At 66.8% G+C, this 15522-nt stretch carries 16 protein-coding genes; 10 read left to right on the top strand and 6 right to left on the bottom strand.

Features of this window, described 5'->3' with window-relative positions:
• Nucleotides 1–70: 70 nt before the first annotated feature.
• The gene (locus RMO12_RS04060; RefSeq protein ID WP_309638301.1) at nt 71–529 is read left to right on the top strand and encodes an Hsp20/alpha crystallin family protein; all 459 of its coding nucleotides are present in this window, start codon (nt 71–73) and stop codon (nt 527–529) included.
• A gap of 3 nt (nt 530–532) precedes the next feature.
• Here the strand turns inward: RMO12_RS04060 and tsaD are convergent, their stop codons facing one another.
• Entirely contained in the window at nt 533–1588 is a 1056-nt protein-coding gene (gene tsaD / locus RMO12_RS04055; protein ID WP_309638300.1) for a tRNA (adenosine(37)-N6)-threonylcarbamoyltransferase complex transferase subunit TsaD, read from the bottom strand.
• Nucleotides 1589–1770: 182 nt separating this feature from the next.
• Between tsaD and RMO12_RS04050 the strand changes: the two genes are divergently transcribed.
• From RMO12_RS04050 to RMO12_RS04030, 5 genes are all read left to right on the top strand, one after another.
• Nucleotides 1771–2055 (top strand): hypothetical protein, encoded by a 285-nt coding sequence (locus RMO12_RS04050; protein ID WP_309624820.1) that lies wholly within the window; start codon nt 1771–1773, stop codon nt 2053–2055.
• 124 nt (nt 2056–2179) lie between these two features.
• Entirely contained in the window at nt 2180–2812 is a 633-nt protein-coding gene (locus RMO12_RS04045) for an ANTAR domain-containing protein (protein WP_309638299.1), read from the top strand.
• Between the two features lie 161 nt (nt 2813–2973).
• Nucleotides 2974–4227 (top strand): CmpA/NrtA family ABC transporter substrate-binding protein, encoded by a 1254-nt coding sequence (locus RMO12_RS04040; RefSeq protein WP_309638298.1) that lies wholly within the window; start codon nt 2974–2976, stop codon nt 4225–4227.
• Nucleotides 4228–4240: 13 nt separating this feature from the next.
• Nucleotides 4241–5146: a nitrate ABC transporter permease gene (gene ntrB / locus RMO12_RS04035; protein WP_309638297.1), complete on the top strand. Its 906-nt coding sequence runs from the start codon at nt 4241–4243 to the stop codon at nt 5144–5146.
• Nucleotides 5147–5156: 10 nt separating this feature from the next.
• Nucleotides 5157–5957, top strand: coding sequence for an ABC transporter ATP-binding protein (locus tag RMO12_RS04030; RefSeq protein WP_309638296.1), 801 nt, complete (start codon nt 5157–5159; stop codon nt 5955–5957).
• A 187-nt stretch (nt 5958–6144) separates the two neighbouring features.
• On the opposite strand, the gene lgt is transcribed toward RMO12_RS04030, so the two are convergent.
• Both lgt and RMO12_RS04020 read right to left on the bottom strand, forming a co-directional pair.
• Nucleotides 6145–6966, bottom strand: a complete 822-nt coding sequence (lgt, locus tag RMO12_RS04025) for a prolipoprotein diacylglyceryl transferase (RefSeq protein WP_309638295.1) — start codon at nt 6964–6966, stop codon at nt 6145–6147.
• Between the two features lie 26 nt (nt 6967–6992).
• On the bottom strand, nt 6993–7925 hold the full coding sequence (locus RMO12_RS04020; RefSeq protein WP_309624826.1) for a LysR family transcriptional regulator: 933 nt from the start codon (nt 7923–7925) through the stop codon (nt 6993–6995).
• A 91-nt stretch (nt 7926–8016) separates the two neighbouring features.
• Here RMO12_RS04020 and ilvD point away from each other — a divergent pair, with 91 nt between their 5' ends.
• The gene (gene ilvD / locus RMO12_RS04015; RefSeq protein WP_309638294.1) at nt 8017–9696 is read left to right on the top strand and encodes a dihydroxy-acid dehydratase; all 1680 of its coding nucleotides are present in this window, start codon (nt 8017–8019) and stop codon (nt 9694–9696) included.
• A gap of 100 nt (nt 9697–9796) precedes the next feature.
• Here the strand turns inward: ilvD and RMO12_RS15930 are convergent, their stop codons facing one another.
• A complete protein-coding gene (locus RMO12_RS15930) occupies nt 9797–10219 on the bottom strand; it encodes a TIGR04438 family Trp-rich protein (protein WP_405029614.1) in 423 nt (140 codons plus the stop codon).
• Nucleotides 10220–10337: 118 nt separating this feature from the next.
• Here RMO12_RS15930 and RMO12_RS04005 point away from each other — a divergent pair, with 118 nt between their 5' ends.
• Nucleotides 10338–10646 (top strand): c-type cytochrome, encoded by a 309-nt coding sequence (locus RMO12_RS04005; RefSeq protein WP_309638293.1) that lies wholly within the window; start codon nt 10338–10340, stop codon nt 10644–10646.
• Nucleotides 10647–10742: 96 nt separating this feature from the next.
• On the opposite strand, the gene acs is transcribed toward RMO12_RS04005, so the two are convergent.
• Nucleotides 10743–12710, bottom strand: a complete 1968-nt coding sequence (acs, locus tag RMO12_RS04000; RefSeq protein ID WP_309638292.1) for an acetate--CoA ligase — start codon at nt 12708–12710, stop codon at nt 10743–10745.
• Between the two features lie 209 nt (nt 12711–12919).
• Between acs and RMO12_RS03995 the strand changes: the two genes are divergently transcribed.
• A complete protein-coding gene (locus tag RMO12_RS03995; protein WP_309624442.1) occupies nt 12920–13516 on the top strand; it encodes a YqhA family protein in 597 nt (198 codons plus the stop codon).
• A 9-nt stretch (nt 13517–13525) separates the two neighbouring features.
• On the opposite strand, the gene nhaA is transcribed toward RMO12_RS03995, so the two are convergent.
• Nucleotides 13526–14695 carry a Na+/H+ antiporter NhaA gene (gene nhaA / locus RMO12_RS03990; protein ID WP_309638291.1) on the bottom strand — a complete coding sequence of 390 codons (1170 nt, stop codon included), beginning with the start codon at nt 14693–14695 and terminating at the stop codon, nt 13526–13528.
• A 101-nt stretch (nt 14696–14796) separates the two neighbouring features.
• On the opposite strand from nhaA, the gene RMO12_RS03985 reads away from it, so the two are divergent.
• Nucleotides 14797–15522: fumarate hydratase (locus tag RMO12_RS03985; RefSeq protein ID WP_309638290.1), on the top strand; the 726-nt coding region annotated here is incomplete at its 3' end.

The following is a 15522-nucleotide window of genomic DNA, read 5'->3' as shown; positions in this document are numbered from 1 at the left end:
CTCAATTCGAACGGCATGGGCAGCCAGAAGTTGCCCACCCCACCGAGTCCCTGAATTCTAGGAGTTCACCATGTTCGTCATGCCCCTCGCCCACCGTCAAAACCACAACGGCCATGCCCGTGACCTGAGCCGCGCGTTCGACCGCCTGTTCGACGACACCGTCGAGCGCGTGTTCCAGCAGAGCGCGAGTGCGCCCGAGGTCGCTTCACGCATGCCCGCGCTCGACCTGCGCGAGACCGCGCAGCACTACAGCGTGCAGGTCGACCTGCCCGGCATCGCCAAGGAGGATGTGAAGGTCACGATCGACGGCAAGCGCATCGCCATTGAAGCCGCCGCACGCAGCGAGACGCCCGCGGCCGAGGGCGAGCGTCAGTTGGTGCGCGAGCGCAGTGCCAGCGCGTTTGCACGCCGCTTCACGTTGCCGATCGAAGTCGACGAAGCCGCGTCGCAGGCCAAGATGGAGAACGGCGTGCTCAGCCTCACGCTGGTCAAGAAAGTCAAGCCGGCGTCGCAGCTCGCGATCGCCTGAGCGTCAGAGAGCCGAGGCCGCCACGGCGTTGACCGCCGTGAGCGGCCAGCGCGGCTGCACATCGAAAGCCAGGTCGTGCCGCGCCACTGCGCGGCCGGACTGCAGGCGCATCGCTGCAGCCAGCGCGATCATGGCGCCGTTGTCGGTACACAGCGCCAGCGCTGGGTAATGCACGCAGAGGCCGCGCTGGGCGCAGGCGGTGTCGAGCTGCTCGCGCAGCAAGCGGTTCGCACCCACGCCGCCGGCCACCACCAGGCGCGCGAGGCCGGTCGCCGCGAGCGCCGCGAGCGACTTCTTCACCAGCACCTCCACGATCGCGGCCTGCGTGGCCGCCGCCAGGTCGGCGCGCGGCTGCTCGCAAGCCCCGTCGCCCAGCTTGAGGGCCTGCGTGCGCACCGCGGTCTTGAGGCCGGCAAAAGAAAAGTCCAGGTTGCCGCTGTGCAGGAGCGGGCGCGGCAGCTTGTAGGCGCTGGCGTCGCCGAACTCGGCCAAGCGTGCCAGGGCCGGCCCGCCCGGGTAGCCCAGGCCGAGCAGCTTGGCCGATTTGTCGAAGGCTTCGCCGGCCGCGTCGTCGATGGTCTCGCCCAGCAACTCGTAGTCGCCGACGCCGGCCACGCGCATGAGTTGCGTGTGGCCGCCCGACACCAGCAGCGCGACAAACGGAAACCGCGGAGGATCATCCGAGAGAAACGGCGACAGCAGGTGACCCTCGAGGTGATGCACGCCGAGCACCGGCTTGCCGAGCGCGGCGGCCAGCGCGCAAGCGACGGCACTGCCCACGAGCAGCGCACCGGCGAGGCCGGGCCCGCGCGTATAGGCAATCACATCGATCTCATTCAATCCGCGACCGGCATCGGCAAGCACTTGTCGCGCCAACGGCAGCGCGCGGCGGATGTGGTCGCGCGAGGCCAGCTCCGGCACCACACCGCCGTAGTCGGCGTGCATCGCGACCTGGCTGTGAAGCGCCTGCGACAGCAGACGCGGCACGGTATCGGCGCCGTATTCGACCAGCGCCACGCCGGTTTCGTCGCATGAGGATTCAAAGCCGAGGATCAACATCGAGTCAGTGTAGTGAGCGTGCGGAGCGACCCAGGCCTTGCATGTGTCCAGATCGTTTTCATTTGCTCACAAAGCCTTTGTGGCTAATGTCACAAAACGAGGGCCGGGCGAGCTTCTGCTTGTCATGGGGCGTCGTTACCCTGCGATCAAGGCGCATAGCCGCCTTGACCTGGGGGAAGACGATGAAGCACTACAAGCTCGTGGCATGGCCCGATCTACCGGCGCCGTTTCACCGCACCGCCTACCGGCGCATGCTGCACCAGATGTCGCAGCGTCATGTGTCGGTGCAGCAGCTCATGCACGAGAGCGGCCTTGCACGCGCCGCGGTGACCCAGTTCCTCGACACGCTCATCGCGCGACATTTGCTGACCGAGCGCGAGCAGGCCGCACCGGCCTCGCTGTTTGCCAGCCTGAGCCCGGTCGAATGGTTTCGCCGCACCTTCAGCGGCGTCGAGGAGCGCGCCTGAGCGGCGCCTGATTTCCTTGACCCGAGGCCCGCCGCGTGCGGGCCTTTTCGTTGCGGGCGTCGCTGTCGCAGGGCAACGCCGGTCGCGGTTGCCGGCTGGCGCGCTACTTGCACGGCACAACGCCATGAGCCCCTCCCAGACCCTGCGCATCATCGTCGTCGCACCGGAATCACTGAGCCCGGAGCCGCACGACGCGGCGGCACTCGACGCCGCCGAGCGCTCGCGCCATTTGCGCATCGGCTTGCTCGCCAGCGGCTACAACATCGTGGCGGTGCTGCCGGCCGACGCCTTCTTGCCCGCGCGCATTGCGCAGATCCAGCCCGACATGATCATCATCGACGCCCAGAGCGAGGCGCGCGACACGCTCGAGCACGTGGTGATGTCCACGCGCGACGAGCGCCGTCCGATCGTGCTGTTCACCGACGACGTCGACACCAGCCATGTCGGCTCCGCCATCGCCGCGGGCGTAAGCGCCTATGTGGTGGCAGGCCTGGCCAGCGAGCGCATCAAGCCGGTGCTCGACGTGGCGATGGCGCGCTTTCGCCACGAGCAGGCCCTGCGCCGCGAGCTCGACGACGCCCGCACCCAGCTCAGTGATCGCAAGCTCATCGAGCGCGCCAAGGGCTTGTTGATGAGTCGCCAGGGCCTTGGCGAAGACGAGGCCTATGCGCGCCTGCGCAAGACCGCAATGGACCGCGGCCTGCGCGTGGCCGAGGTCGCACAGCGCCTGCTCGACCTGGCCGACGTGCTGGCATAGGCATTGCATTAGCTTCATCGGGGGTCAACGGCGATCCCCACCGCGGTGCAGGCCGGGCCTGCACCGCACCAGACGATGGCGTCTTCACCTTTGCAGCGACCCGCTGCGATGCGTGACGGCGCCTTTTTCTTTGCCCGCTTCACTTCCGGAGTTCAGATGCCATGCCCGATCACAACGCTCGCACCTTGCCGCAATTGGGCCGTCGCGCCGTGCTGAAGGCCGCCGCTGGCGCAGCCGCCACCACCCTGCCCGGCCTCAACACCGCCGTGTGGGCGGCCGGCTCCGACAAGCCCGAGAAGGAGGAGGTGCGCATCGGCTTCATCCCGCTGACCGACTGCGCGTCGGTGGTGATGGCCTCGGTGCTCGGCTTCGACAAGAAATACGGCATCAAGATCGTGCCGACCAAGGAGGCTTCCTGGGCCGGCGTGCGCGACAAGCTGGTCAACGGCGAGCTCGACATGGCGCACGTGCTCTACGGCCTCGTCTACGGCGTGCATCTGGGCGTCGGCGGCCCCAAGAAGGACATGGCCGTGCTGATGACCCTCAACAACAACGGCCAGGCGATCACCTTGTCGAAGAAGCTCGCCGACAAGGGTGCAGTGGACGGTGCGTCGCTCGCCAAGCTGATGGCGGCCGACAAACGCGATTACACCTTCGCGCAGACCTTCCCGACCGGCACCCACGCAATGTGGCTGTACTACTGGCTCGCCACCTACGGCATCAACCCGATGAAGGACGCCAAGGTCATCACCGTGCCGCCGCCGCAGATGGTGGCCAACATGCGCGTGGGCAACATGGACGGCTACTGCGTGGGCGAGCCCTGGGGCCACCGCGCGATCGCCGACGGCATCGGCATCACCGCCGTGACCACGCAGGACATCTGGAAGGACCATCCCGAGAAGGTGCTCGGCGCCACCGGTGACTTCGTCAAGAAACATCCGAACACCGCACGTGCCGTGATCATGGCCGTGCTCGACGCCAGCCGCTGGATCGACGCGGGGCTGCAGAACAAGAACAAGATGGCCGAGACGGTGGCCGACAAGGCCTACGTCAACACCTCGGTCGACGTGATCAACCAGCGCATCCTCGGGCGTTACCAGAACGGCCTTGGCAAGACCTGGGACGACCCGAACTACATGAAGTTCTTCAACGACGGGGCGGTCAATTTCCCGTATCTAAGCGACGGCATGTGGTTCCTGACCCAGCACAAGCGCTGGGGTCTGCTCAAGGAGCACCCAGACTATCTGGCGGTCGCCCAGCAGGTCAACCAGATCGCGCTCTACAAAGAGGCGGCCAGCGCACTGAAGGTGAGCGTGCCGGCGTCGCCAATGCGCAGCAGCAAGCTGATCGACGGCGTGGTTTGGGATGGCAAGAACGCCAAGGCGTACGCCGACGGCTTTGCCGTCAAGGTCTGAGAAGGAGACTGCCATGGTCAGCGCCGTTTTCCGCGCTCCTCGCCATTCCACCGTCCCTGCCCCGCCGGCACCGGCGGCGCGCCGCTCGACGGCCGCTCCCGCCACGCCACCGCGCGAGCGCCCGCAGCGTTCGCAGCGCGATCCTTTCGACTGGCACGGCATGGCGCTTCGCGTGCTGCCGCCCATCTTTGGCGTGGCGCTCGTGATTGGCATCTGGGCGCTGCTCACGATGAAAGGCGGCGACTTTCCGACACCGACAGCTACCTTTGTCGAAATGGCCCGGCTGTTTGCCGACCCGTTCTACGACAAGGGACCGAACGACCAGGGCATCGGCTGGAACGTGCTGTTTTCGCTGCAACGCGTGGCGCTAGGCTTCGGCCTGGCGGCACTGGTGGGCATACCGCTGGGGTTCCTGATCGGGCGCTTCGAGGTCTTGAACAGCATGATCTCGCCGCTCATCAGCCTGCTCAGGCCGGTGTCGCCGCTGGCATGGTTGCCGATCGGCCTGTTGGTGTTCAAGGCCGCCGACCCGGCGGCGATCTGGACCATCTTCATCTGCTCCATCTGGCCGATGGTGATCAACACCGCAGTCGGCGTGCAACGCGTGCCGCAGGATTACCTCAATGTGGCGCGCGTGCTGGACTTGAGCGAATGGAAGGTCATCACGCGCATCCTGCTGCCTGCCGTGCTGCCCTACATGCTCACCGGCGTGCGCCTCTCGGTGGGCACCGCCTGGCTGGTGATCGTCGCGGCGGAAATGCTGACCGGCGGCGTCGGCATCGGCTTTTGGGTGTGGGACGAGTGGAACAACCTCAACGTGGCACACATCCTGATCGCGATCTTTGTCATCGGCATCGTCGGCCTGCTGCTCGAGCAGGCGCTCATGCTGCTGGCGCGCCGGTTCAGCTTCGACAACTGAGAGCATTGCCATGAACCATTTCATCGAGATTCAGCGCGCCGAGATGGCGTTCGTCACCCGCAAGGGGCGTTTTCAGGCGCTCAGCGACATCAACCTGCAGGTCGAGCGCGGCGAGTTCGTCACCCTGATCGGCCATTCGGGCTGCGGCAAGTCGACCCTGCTCAACCTCGTTGCCGGCCTGCTGCTGCCAACGCACGGCGCGCTTCTCTGCGACGGCCGCGAGATTGCCGTGCCGGGCCCGGAGCGCGCGGTGGTGTTCCAGAACCACTCCTTGCTGCCGTGGTTGAGCTGTCTGGACAACGTGCATCTCGGCGTGGAGCGCGTGTTTGGCGCCACCGAGACCAAGGCCCGGCAGTGCGAGCGCAGCGCGGCGGCGCTCGAGCTGGTCGGCATGGCGCACGCCAGCGGCAAGCGGCCGCACGAGATCTCCGGTGGCATGAAGCAGCGCGTGGGCATCGCACGCGCACTGGCCATGGAGCCCAAGGTGTTGCTGCTGGACGAGCCCTTTGGCGCCCTCGACGCACTCACGCGGGCGCGGCTGCAAGACGAGCTGATCAGGATCGTCGAGCGCACTCGCAGCACCGTGGTGATGGTGACGCACGACGTCGACGAGGCGGTGCTGTTGTCCGACCGCGTGGTGATGATGACCAACGGGCCGGCCGCGACCATCGGCGAGATCCTGGCCGTCGATTTGCCGCGCCCGCGCGATCGGGTGGCGCTGGCCGAAAACCCCCGCTACGTGCGCTACCGCAAGCAGGTGCTCGACTTCCTGTACACCCGTCACGGCGAGCGCGAGCCCGAAGCCGCGTGAGCCGCCAGCGAACATCCGCTGGCACGCGAGTTGCCTTTGATCGGGCGACCGTCGTCTCCTGCGGCGTTTTGCTGTCTCCTCAGCAGGGCATGACCCTTTGTAGACGGGAATGCCTTTTCATCCCCCGCCCGGTCCGCGCCGGGCGGTTTTTTTGCCGCACTGCACTGCGGCAGTGCGCGACGTGCCATCAACCGCGGCGCTGCGCCCAAGCCCAGAGCGCGATGCCCGTCAGTACCATCGGTACGCACAGCCACTGGCCCATGCTCAGGCTCAGTGCCAGCAGACCGAGAAAGTTGTCGGGCTCGCGGAAGAACTCCGCCACGAAGCGCAGCACGCCGTAGCCGACGAGAAAGGCGCCCGAGACTTTGCCCCAGGTCGGCTGGCCGCGCGCACCCTTGTAAGCGCCCGGCCGCGCGCCGTACCACCAGAGCAGCGCAAAGAGCAGCAGTCCCTCCAGCGCGAACTGGTAGAGCGGCGAGGGATGGCGCGGCACATTACTGCCCGACTGCGGATAAATCATCGCCCACGGCAGTGATGGGTCGGCAGCGCGACCCCACAGCTCGCCATTGATGAAGTTGCCGATGCGCCCGCTCGCCAAGCCGGTGGGCACACAGGGCGCGATGAGGTCGGTCACCTCCATCCAGGCTCGCTTGCGCGTGCGGGCGAACACGAGCATCGCCGCGATCACGCCGAGCATGCCGCCGTGAAAGGCCATGCCGCCCTTCCAGACCGCAAAGATCTCGAGCGGGTTGGCCGCGTAATAGCCCGGCTTGTAGAACAGCACATAGCCGAGCCGCCCGCCGATGATGACGCCGAGCACGCCGTAGAACAGCAGGTCCTCGACATCGCGTCGCGTCCAGCCGACGTCGACGAACGGCGAGCGCCGCGCGCGCACCGAAGCCAGCCAAAGGAACAGGCCGAAGGCGACCAGGTAGGTGATGCCGTACCAATGAATGGCCAGCGGCCCGAGCTTGATCGCGATCGGGTCGAACTGGGGATGCATAAACATGAGTAATCCGGCGGCGTGATGACATTTCAACGATACCGCAGGGCCGCGCCGACGAAGGTGACGAAGCGCTCGACCGACCCGGACACTCCCTGCCGGCATACCAGGCTGGTTTCGCAGCGCGGCGCGCCCGTTGCCAGCGAACGCGGCAGCGCGCGGTAGACGACACCGGGGCGCTGCAACCGCGTCACCACCTCCGGAACCCAGGCAATGCCCAGGCCGGCCGAGACCAGGTTGACGATGGTCTGCATCTGGATCGCCTCCTGTGCGATCACCGGCGTGGCGCCGTGGCGGTGGTAGTAGGCCAGCACCGCGTCGTAGAGCGAAGGCGCGATGCCGCGCGGAAAGATGACCAGGGGCTGCGCCAACAGGGTTGAGAGCACGAGCCGCGTTGCCGTGGCGAGCGCGTGCGCCTCGGGCAGCGCCAGCACCAGCGGCTCTTCGGCCACACGCAGGCCTTGAAGACCCAGCGCCTCGCCGCCATGGCCCAGGCCGCTGGCATGCAGCATGAAGCCGGCGTCGAGTTCGCCGCGGGCGAAGGCCTCGCGCTGCACGTCGGTGGTCGCCTCGCGCAACTCGATCTCGATGCCCGGATGCGCCTGGCGAAATCCGCGCAACCAACCGGGCAAGGGTCCGAAGCCGAGCGAGGAAACGAACCCCAGACGGAGCCGGCCGACATCACCCTGGCCGGCCGCGCGCGCCAGCGCGGCGAGCGCCTGGCCTTGCTCGAGCCACTGCCGTACCGGCGCGACCAACGCCACGCCGGCGGGCGTCAGCGCGACGCTGCGCCGGCTGCGCTCGAAGAGGGCAACGCCGAGGCGTCGCTCGAGCTGCTGGATCGCCATCGTGAGCGGCGGCTGGGTCATGCCCAGGCGCTCGGCGGCGCGGCCGAAATGCAGCACGTCGGCCACGGCCAGGAACTGTCGCCAGGCGCGAGCTTCGACGAAGGTGGGTTCTATCATCTGTCGAGCATATCAATCGCCTGTTTTTCATATATTGGACGCTTGCAACGCCGCACCCGATACTTTGCGCCGACGCTGCCAGGAGACACGCATGAGCATCAACCGCCGTTCCAGGAACATCACCGAGGGCGTCGCCCGCGCGCCCAACCGCTCCATGTACTACGCCATGGGCTACCAGGAGGCCGACTTCAAGAAACCGATGATCGGCATTGCCAACGGCCACTCGACCATCACGCCGTGCAACTCGGGCCTGCAAAAGCTCGCCGACGCCGCCGTGGAAGGCGTGCGCGAAGCCGGCGGCAACCCGCAGATCTTCGGCACGCCGACCATCAGTGACGGCATGGCGATGGGCACCGAAGGCATGAAGTATTCGCTGGTCTCGCGCGAAGTCATTGCCGACTGCATCGAGACCTGCGTGGGCGGCCAGTGGATGGACGGCGTGCTCGTCGTCGGCGGCTGCGACAAGAACATGCCCGGCGGCATGATGGGCATGCTGCGCGCCAACGTGCCGGCCATCTTCGTCTACGGCGGCACCATCCTGCCGGGGCGCTACAAGGGCCAGGACTTGAACATCGTGAGCGTGTTCGAGGCGGTCGGCCAGTTCAGCGCCGGCAAGATGAGCGAAGAAGATTTCTGCCAGATCGAGCGCCGCGCCATCCCCGGCAGCGGCTCGTGCGGCGGCATGTACACGGCCAACACCATGAGTTCTTCGTTCGAGGCGCTGGGGCTGTCGCTGCCCGGATCGAGCACCATGGCCAACCCGCACGCCGAGACCGCAAGCACCGCCAAGGAGGCGGCGCGCGTGTTGGTCGAGGCGGTGAAGAACAACTTGAAGCCGCGCGACATCGTCACCCGCAAGAGCATCGAGAACGCCGTCGCCGTGATCATGGCCACCGGCGGCTCGACCAACGCAGTCTTGCACTTCCTGGCCATTGCGCACGCGGCCGAGGTGGCGTGGACGATCGACGACTTCGAGCGCGTGCGCCAGCGCGTTCCGGTGCTGTGCGACTTGAAGCCCAGCGGCAAATACCTCGCGGTGGATCTGCACCGGGCCGGCGGCATTCCGCAGGTGATGAAGATTTTGCTGGCAGCCGGCCTGCTGCACGGCGAGTGCATGACGATCACCGGCAAGACCGTGGCCGAGAACCTGGCCGACGTGCCGGAGGTGCCGCGCGCGAACCAGGACGTGATCCGCCCGATCGAGCGCCCGATGTACGCCCAGGGCCACCTCGCCATCCTGCGCGGCAACCTCTCGCCCGAAGGTTGCGTGGCCAAGATCACCGGCCTGAAGAACCCCGTGATGACCGGCCCGGCGCGCGTGTTCGACGACGAGCAATCGGCGCTCGCCGCGATCATGGACAAACGCATCCAGGCCGGCGACGTGATGGTGCTGCGCTACCTCGGGCCGATGGGCGGACCCGGCATGCCGGAAATGCTGGCGCCCACGGGCGCGCTCATCGGCCAGGGGCTCGGTGAATCGGTCGGCCTGGTCACCGACGGGCGCTTTTCCGGCGGCACCTGGGGCATGGTGGTGGGCCATGTCGCGCCCGAGGCGGCGGCCGGGGGCACGATTGCCCTGGTGCAGGAAGGTGACTCGATCACCATCGACGCGCACACCCTGAGTCTGCAGCTCAATGTGAGCGACGCCGAACTGGCCGAGCGGCGCGCGGTGTGGCGCGCGCCGCCGCCGCGCTACACCCGCGGCGTACTGGCCAAGTTCGCACGCAACGCTTCAAGCGCCAGCACTGGCGCCGTGCTCGACAAGTTTTAAGGCAAGGCGCGCGCCGTCTGACGGTTCGACCAGGAAAGACGGCGCTCGTGGGCGCCGCTGGCCCGGCAACCCGCAGCCAAGGGGGCCGCTTGGCCGCGACCTACGGCTTCAAGTCGGTGCGCGCCGGCGCGCCGTCTTGTTCGCTGACCAGATGGCTGCTTTGAAAGCGGCTTTGCAGAATGGAGTCGCGCTGCCTCTTGCGCTCGGCATCGCGCTTGCCTTCGACCGAATTGATCTGGCGCTGTCGCGAGGCCTTGAAGGCCGCGGCGCGCTTTTGTTCCTTGTCGAACGCTCGGTGGTCCAAACCGAGCGCGGCAAGCGCCCTGCGACGACGCGCAGTCTTCTTGTCGTCCATCTTGCCCATGGCGCGGCGCTTGGTGAAGCCAGACATGTCGGCCCACGTCCACCACAGCACCGCGAAACCGAAGGGCAGCAGCACCATCCACCACGGCCAAGCGGCGACCGACCCGAACTCGAGCAATTTGAGTGCGACAAGCAGCACGCCTGCGATCACGAACAACATTGAGTCCCCTTCCCCCGGCGTCGCCGCCCTTTGTGCCGATCGATCTGCGCGTCAACGCCTCTGTCTAGAATGCGTTCTATTCACTGTAACTCCGCTGTAGCACCTTCGAAAGCACGCCATGAAGCTTCATTTCCTGTTGCCGGTAATCGTTGGCGCGGCGCTCGCCGCACCGGCCTTCGCCAACCCGGATTTGGCCCAGAAGAAGAACTGCATGGCCTGCCATGCGGTAGACAAGAAGCTGGTCGGCCCAGCGTTCAAGGACGTGGCCACCAAGTACGCGGGCGACAAGGAAGCCGCCGGCAAGTTGACCACCAAGGTCGTCAAGGGCGGCTCGGGCGCTTGGGGCCAAATCCCCATGCCGGCCAACCCGCAAGTCAGCGAGGCCGAGGCCAAGCAACTGGTGAGCTGGGTGCTCGGGCTCAAGTAAGCTTCAAAGTCACGAAAAAAAGGCCCCGCGTACGGGGCCTTTTTCTTTGGCTTGCTCAGCCACGGTGCCGAAGCGTCGCGTCTCTCGGGCCTTCGCTCAGTTGGTTTTCGACAACTGCTCGAGGATCGCCGGGTTCTCCAAGGTCGAGATGTCCTGCGTGATCGCCTCGCCCTTGGCGATGGAGCGCAGCAACCGCCGCATGATCTTGCCGGAGCGGGTCTTGGGCAGGTTGTCGCCGAAACGGATGTCCTTGGGCTTGGCGATCGGGCCGATCTCCTTGCCGACCCAGTTGCGCAGCTCGGTGGCGATCTTCTTGGCCTCTTCGCCGGTGGGGCGGTCGCGCTTCAACACCACGAAGGCGCAGATCGCCTCTCCGGTGGTGTCGTCGGGGCGGCCCACCACCGCGGCTTCGGCCACCAGCGCCGTGTGCGAGACCAAAGCGCTCTCGATTTCCATCGTGCCCATGCGGTGGCCCGAGACATTGAGCACGTCGTCGATGCGCCCGGTGATGGTGAAGTAGCCGGTCTTGGCGTCGCGGATCGCACCGTCGCCGGCCAGGTAGTACTTGCCCTTGAAGTCTTCGGGGTAGTAGCTCTTCTTGTAGCGCTCGTCGTCGCCCCAGATGGTGCGGATCATGCTCGGCCACGGTTTCTTCACCACCAGGATGCCGCCCTGCCCATTGGGCACGTCCTTGCCCGTCTCGTCGACGATCGCCGCGGCAATGCCCGGAAACGGCAGCGTGCAAGAACCTGGCACCAGCGTCGTGGCGCCGGGCAGCGGCGTGATCATGTGGCCGCCGGTTTCCGTCTGCCAGAAGGTGTCGACGATCGGACAACGCCCCCCGCCGATGTGCTGGTGGTACCACTCCCAGGCGGCCGGGTTGATCGGCTCGCCCACCGAGCCGAGGATGCGCAGGCTGGTGAGGTCGTAGTTCCTCGGGTGCGCCGCGGCGGTGCCTTCGGCCGCCTTGATGAGCGAGCGGATGGCGGTCGGCGCGGTGTAGAAGATGCTGACCTTGTGGTCCTGGATCATCTTCCAGAAGCGCCCGGCGTCGGGGTAGGTCGGCACGCCCTCGAACACGATTTCGGTGCCGCCCAGCGCGAGCGGCCCGTAGGTGATGTAGGTGTGGCCGGTGACCCAGCCGATGTCGGCCGTACACCAGAACACGTCGTCGGGCTTGAGGTCGAAGGTCCACTTGGTGGTGAGCGCGGCATGCAGCAGGTAGCCGCCGGTGGAATGCTGCACGCCCTTGGGCTTGCCGGTGGAACCGGAGGTGTAGAGCAGGAAGAGCGGATGCTCGGCGCCCACCCATTCAGGCTCGCAGGTCGTGCCCTGGCCCTTGATGAAGTCGCTCATCCACACGTCGCGCGGCGCGCTGAAGGCCACGTCGGCGCCGGTGCGCTTGGTGACGACCACGTGCCTGACGCTCTCGCATCCGCCGAGCGTCAGCGCCTCGTCCACGATGGCCTTGAGCGGCAACGGCTTGCCGCCGCGCACCTGCTGGTCGCCGGTAAGCACCATCACGGCGCCGGTGTCCTGGATGCGGTCGCGCAGGCTCTGCGCAGAGAAGCCGCCGAACACCACCGAGTGCGTCGCGCCGATGCGCGCGCAGGCTTGCATCGCCACCACGCCTTCGATGGACATGGACATGTAGATGATGACGCGGTCGCCCTTCTTCACGCCCTTGGTGCGCAGCGCGTTGGCGAGCTGGCAGGTCTGCGCCAACAGCTCCTTGTAGCTGGCGCGCGTCACCTTGCCGTCATCGGCCTCGAAGATGATCGCGGTCTTGTCCCCCAGGCCGCGTTCGACGTTGCGGTCCAGGCAGTTGTAGGAGACGTTGAGCGTGCCGTCCTCGAACCACTTGAAGAACGGCGCATTGCTGTCGTCGAGCACCTTGGTGAACGGCGTCTTCCAGCTCACCAGTTCGCGTGCCAGGCGTGCCCAGTAGCCTTCGTAGTCGGCCTCGGCTTCGGCCACCAGTTTGTCGTAGGCCGCCATGCCCGACACGTGGGCCGAGCTCACGGCGGCGGCCGACGGGGGGTACAGCTTGGACTCGGTGCTCATGCTCGTCTCCTGGGGCGTCTGTTGGTGGTGGGCCGGGACCCTAGGCAAGGGCACTTACGAAGCCCTTACTCTGGGCATTTGGACTCTAGCGCGAAGCAAGCCCGACCCGCCACTCAGGCCTATCCCCAATGCCACCGCGTGCCGAGCCCTGCCTGGCTGCGCGCGGCACTGCGTTCACTAGAATCGCGCCTTCCGACCCGACCTCCGCCATGGCCCAGATACCCGACGTGACCCCCATCAGGCTGCGCCCGCTGCCCAACCTCATCTTCATGAGCCGCTGGTTGCAGTTGCCGCTGTACATGGGGCTGATCGCGGCGCAGGGCGTGTATGTCTGGCACTTCCTGCTCGAGCTGTGGCACCTGATCGAGGCTGCCTTCGGCGGCCAGACCGCGCTGGCGATCCTGACCAAGAGCGTCGGCTACACCGGTGACGCCGTCGGCCTCAACGAAACCATCATCATGCTGGTGGTGCTGGCGCTGATCGACGTGGTGATGATCAGCAACCTGCTGATCATGGTGATCGTCGGCGGCTACGAAACCTTCGTCTCGCGCATGAACCTCGAAGGCCACCCCGACCAGCCGGAATGGTTGAGCCATGTCAACGCTTCGGTGCTCAAGGTCAAGCTGGCCACGGCGATCATCGGCATCAGTTCGATCCACCTGCTCAAGACCTTCATCAATGCCGCCAATTACAGCGACAAGGTGCTGATCGCGCAGACGGCCATCCACATCACCTTCCTGCTCTCCGCGATGGCGATCGCCTACACCGACAAGCTGATGGCGCCGCCGCCCTCGGCGCGCCACTGACGCGCCGGCTCAGCGCGAGCGGCGGCCGGCGCGCAGCAGCACCAGCGTGCCCAGCATGGCGGAAGTTAGCGAGCCGCCGAGCACGCCGATCTTGAGCCGGGTCTCGTAACCCGCGCCCTGACCGTCGAAGGCGAGCGCGCCGATGAACAGGCTCATCGTGAACCCCACGCCGCAGAGCAGGCACACGCCGAAGAACTGCAAGCGGCTCGCCTCGCTGGGCAGCTCCGCGCCGGCCCAGCGCATGAGCAGCCACGACGCGCCGAACACGCCGATCGCCTTGCCGAACACCAGGCCTGCGGCAATGCCCAGCGGCACCGGGTCGGCCAAGGTCGCCAAGCTCACGCCCTCAAGCGACACGCCGGCATTGACGAAGGCGAACACCGGCAGCACGGCGAACGCGACCCAGGGGTGCAACGCATGCTCCGCGTCTTCAAGGGGTGAACCGCCGTCGGGCCGCGTGAGCGGTATGGCCAGCGCCGTCGCCACCCCCGCCAGCGTGGCGTGCACGCCCGACTTCAGCACGCACACCCAGACCACCAGGCCGACGATCACGTAGGGGCCCACGCTCATCACCCGCGCGCGATTGAGCGCAAACAGCAGCGCGCACCCGAGCAGCGCCGCGCCCAGCATCGGCAGCGACAGCTCGGCGGTGTAGAACAAGGCGATGACGACGATCGCCCCCAGGTCGTCGATGATCGCCACGGCGGTGAGAAACACTTTCAACGACACCGGCACCCTCGAGCCCAGCAGCATGAGGACGCCCAGGGCAAACGCGATGTCGGTGGCAGCGGGAATGGCCCAGCCGCGCAGCGCCACCGGGTCGCTGAGGTTGATGGCAGCGTAGATGAGCGCCGGCACCACCATGCCGCCAAGCGCCGCGCCGGCCGGCAACAGCGCCTGCCGCGGCGACGCCAGCTCTCCGGCCAGCAACTCGCGTTTGATCTCGAGCCCGACGACGAAGAAAAACACCGCCATCCACAGCTCGTTGACCCACCGCAGCAGCGGCTTGGCGAGTACCAGCCAGCCGCCGATGCGCAGCTCGCCGGGCATCTGCACGAAACGCTCGTAGTAGGGCGCCCAGGCCGAGTTGCTGACCACGAGTGCGACCAGCGCCGCGAGCGCGAGCGCGACCCCGCCGGCCGACTCCGACGCGATGAAACGGCGCACGCTTTGCAGCACGGTGGGCCCCTTTGGCTTCAGTAAAATTGCTTCGCTGCGCGCGCGACGCGCACCGGGGCTGCACGCATTGTTCCGCAGCCCGCCCACCCTCTGGACGGCCCATGACCACCACCCTCCGCCACGCCGACCTCGTCGAGAGCATCGGCGCAGCCCTGCAGTTCATCAGCTACTACCACCCCAGCGACTTTATCGCCCACCTGGCCCGCGCCTATGAGCAAGAACAGAGCCCGGCCGCCAAGGACGCGATCGCGCAGATTCTCACCAACTCGAAGATGTGCGCCGAAGGGCGCCGCCCGATCTGCCAGGACACCGGCATCGTCAACGTGTTCCTGAAGATCGGCATGAACGTGCGCTTCGAGGGCTTCGCGGGCTCCATCGAGGACGCCGTCAACGAAGGCGTGCGCCGTGGCTACCTCGACCCCGACAACAAGCTGCGCGCATCGATCGTGTCCGACCCGCACTTCGCGCGCAAGAACACCGGCGACAACACGCCCGCGGTCGTTCACATGACCGTCGTGCCGGGCAACACCGTGGACGTGCAGATCGCGGCCAAGGGTGGCGGCTCGGAGAACAAGAGCAAGTTCGTAATGCTCAACCCGAGCGACTCGCTGGTCGACTGGGTGCTCAAGACCGTGCCGACCATGGGCGCCGGCTGGTGCCCGCCCGGCATGCTGGGCATCGGTATCGGCGGCACGGCCGAAAAGGCGATGCTGATGGCCAAGCAGGTGTTGATGGACGACATCGACATGCATGAGCTCAAGACGCGCGGGCCGAACAACCCGACCGAAGCACTGCGCATCGAGCTGTGCGACAAGATCAACGCCCTG

The organism is Methylibium sp. (assembly GCF_031393925.1).
In the GTDB taxonomy this organism is placed as follows: Bacteria; Pseudomonadota; Gammaproteobacteria; order Burkholderiales; family Burkholderiaceae_C; genus Methylibium.
Note: the sequence above shows the minus strand (reverse complement) of the source record. Positions and strands in the feature narration are given on the sequence as shown.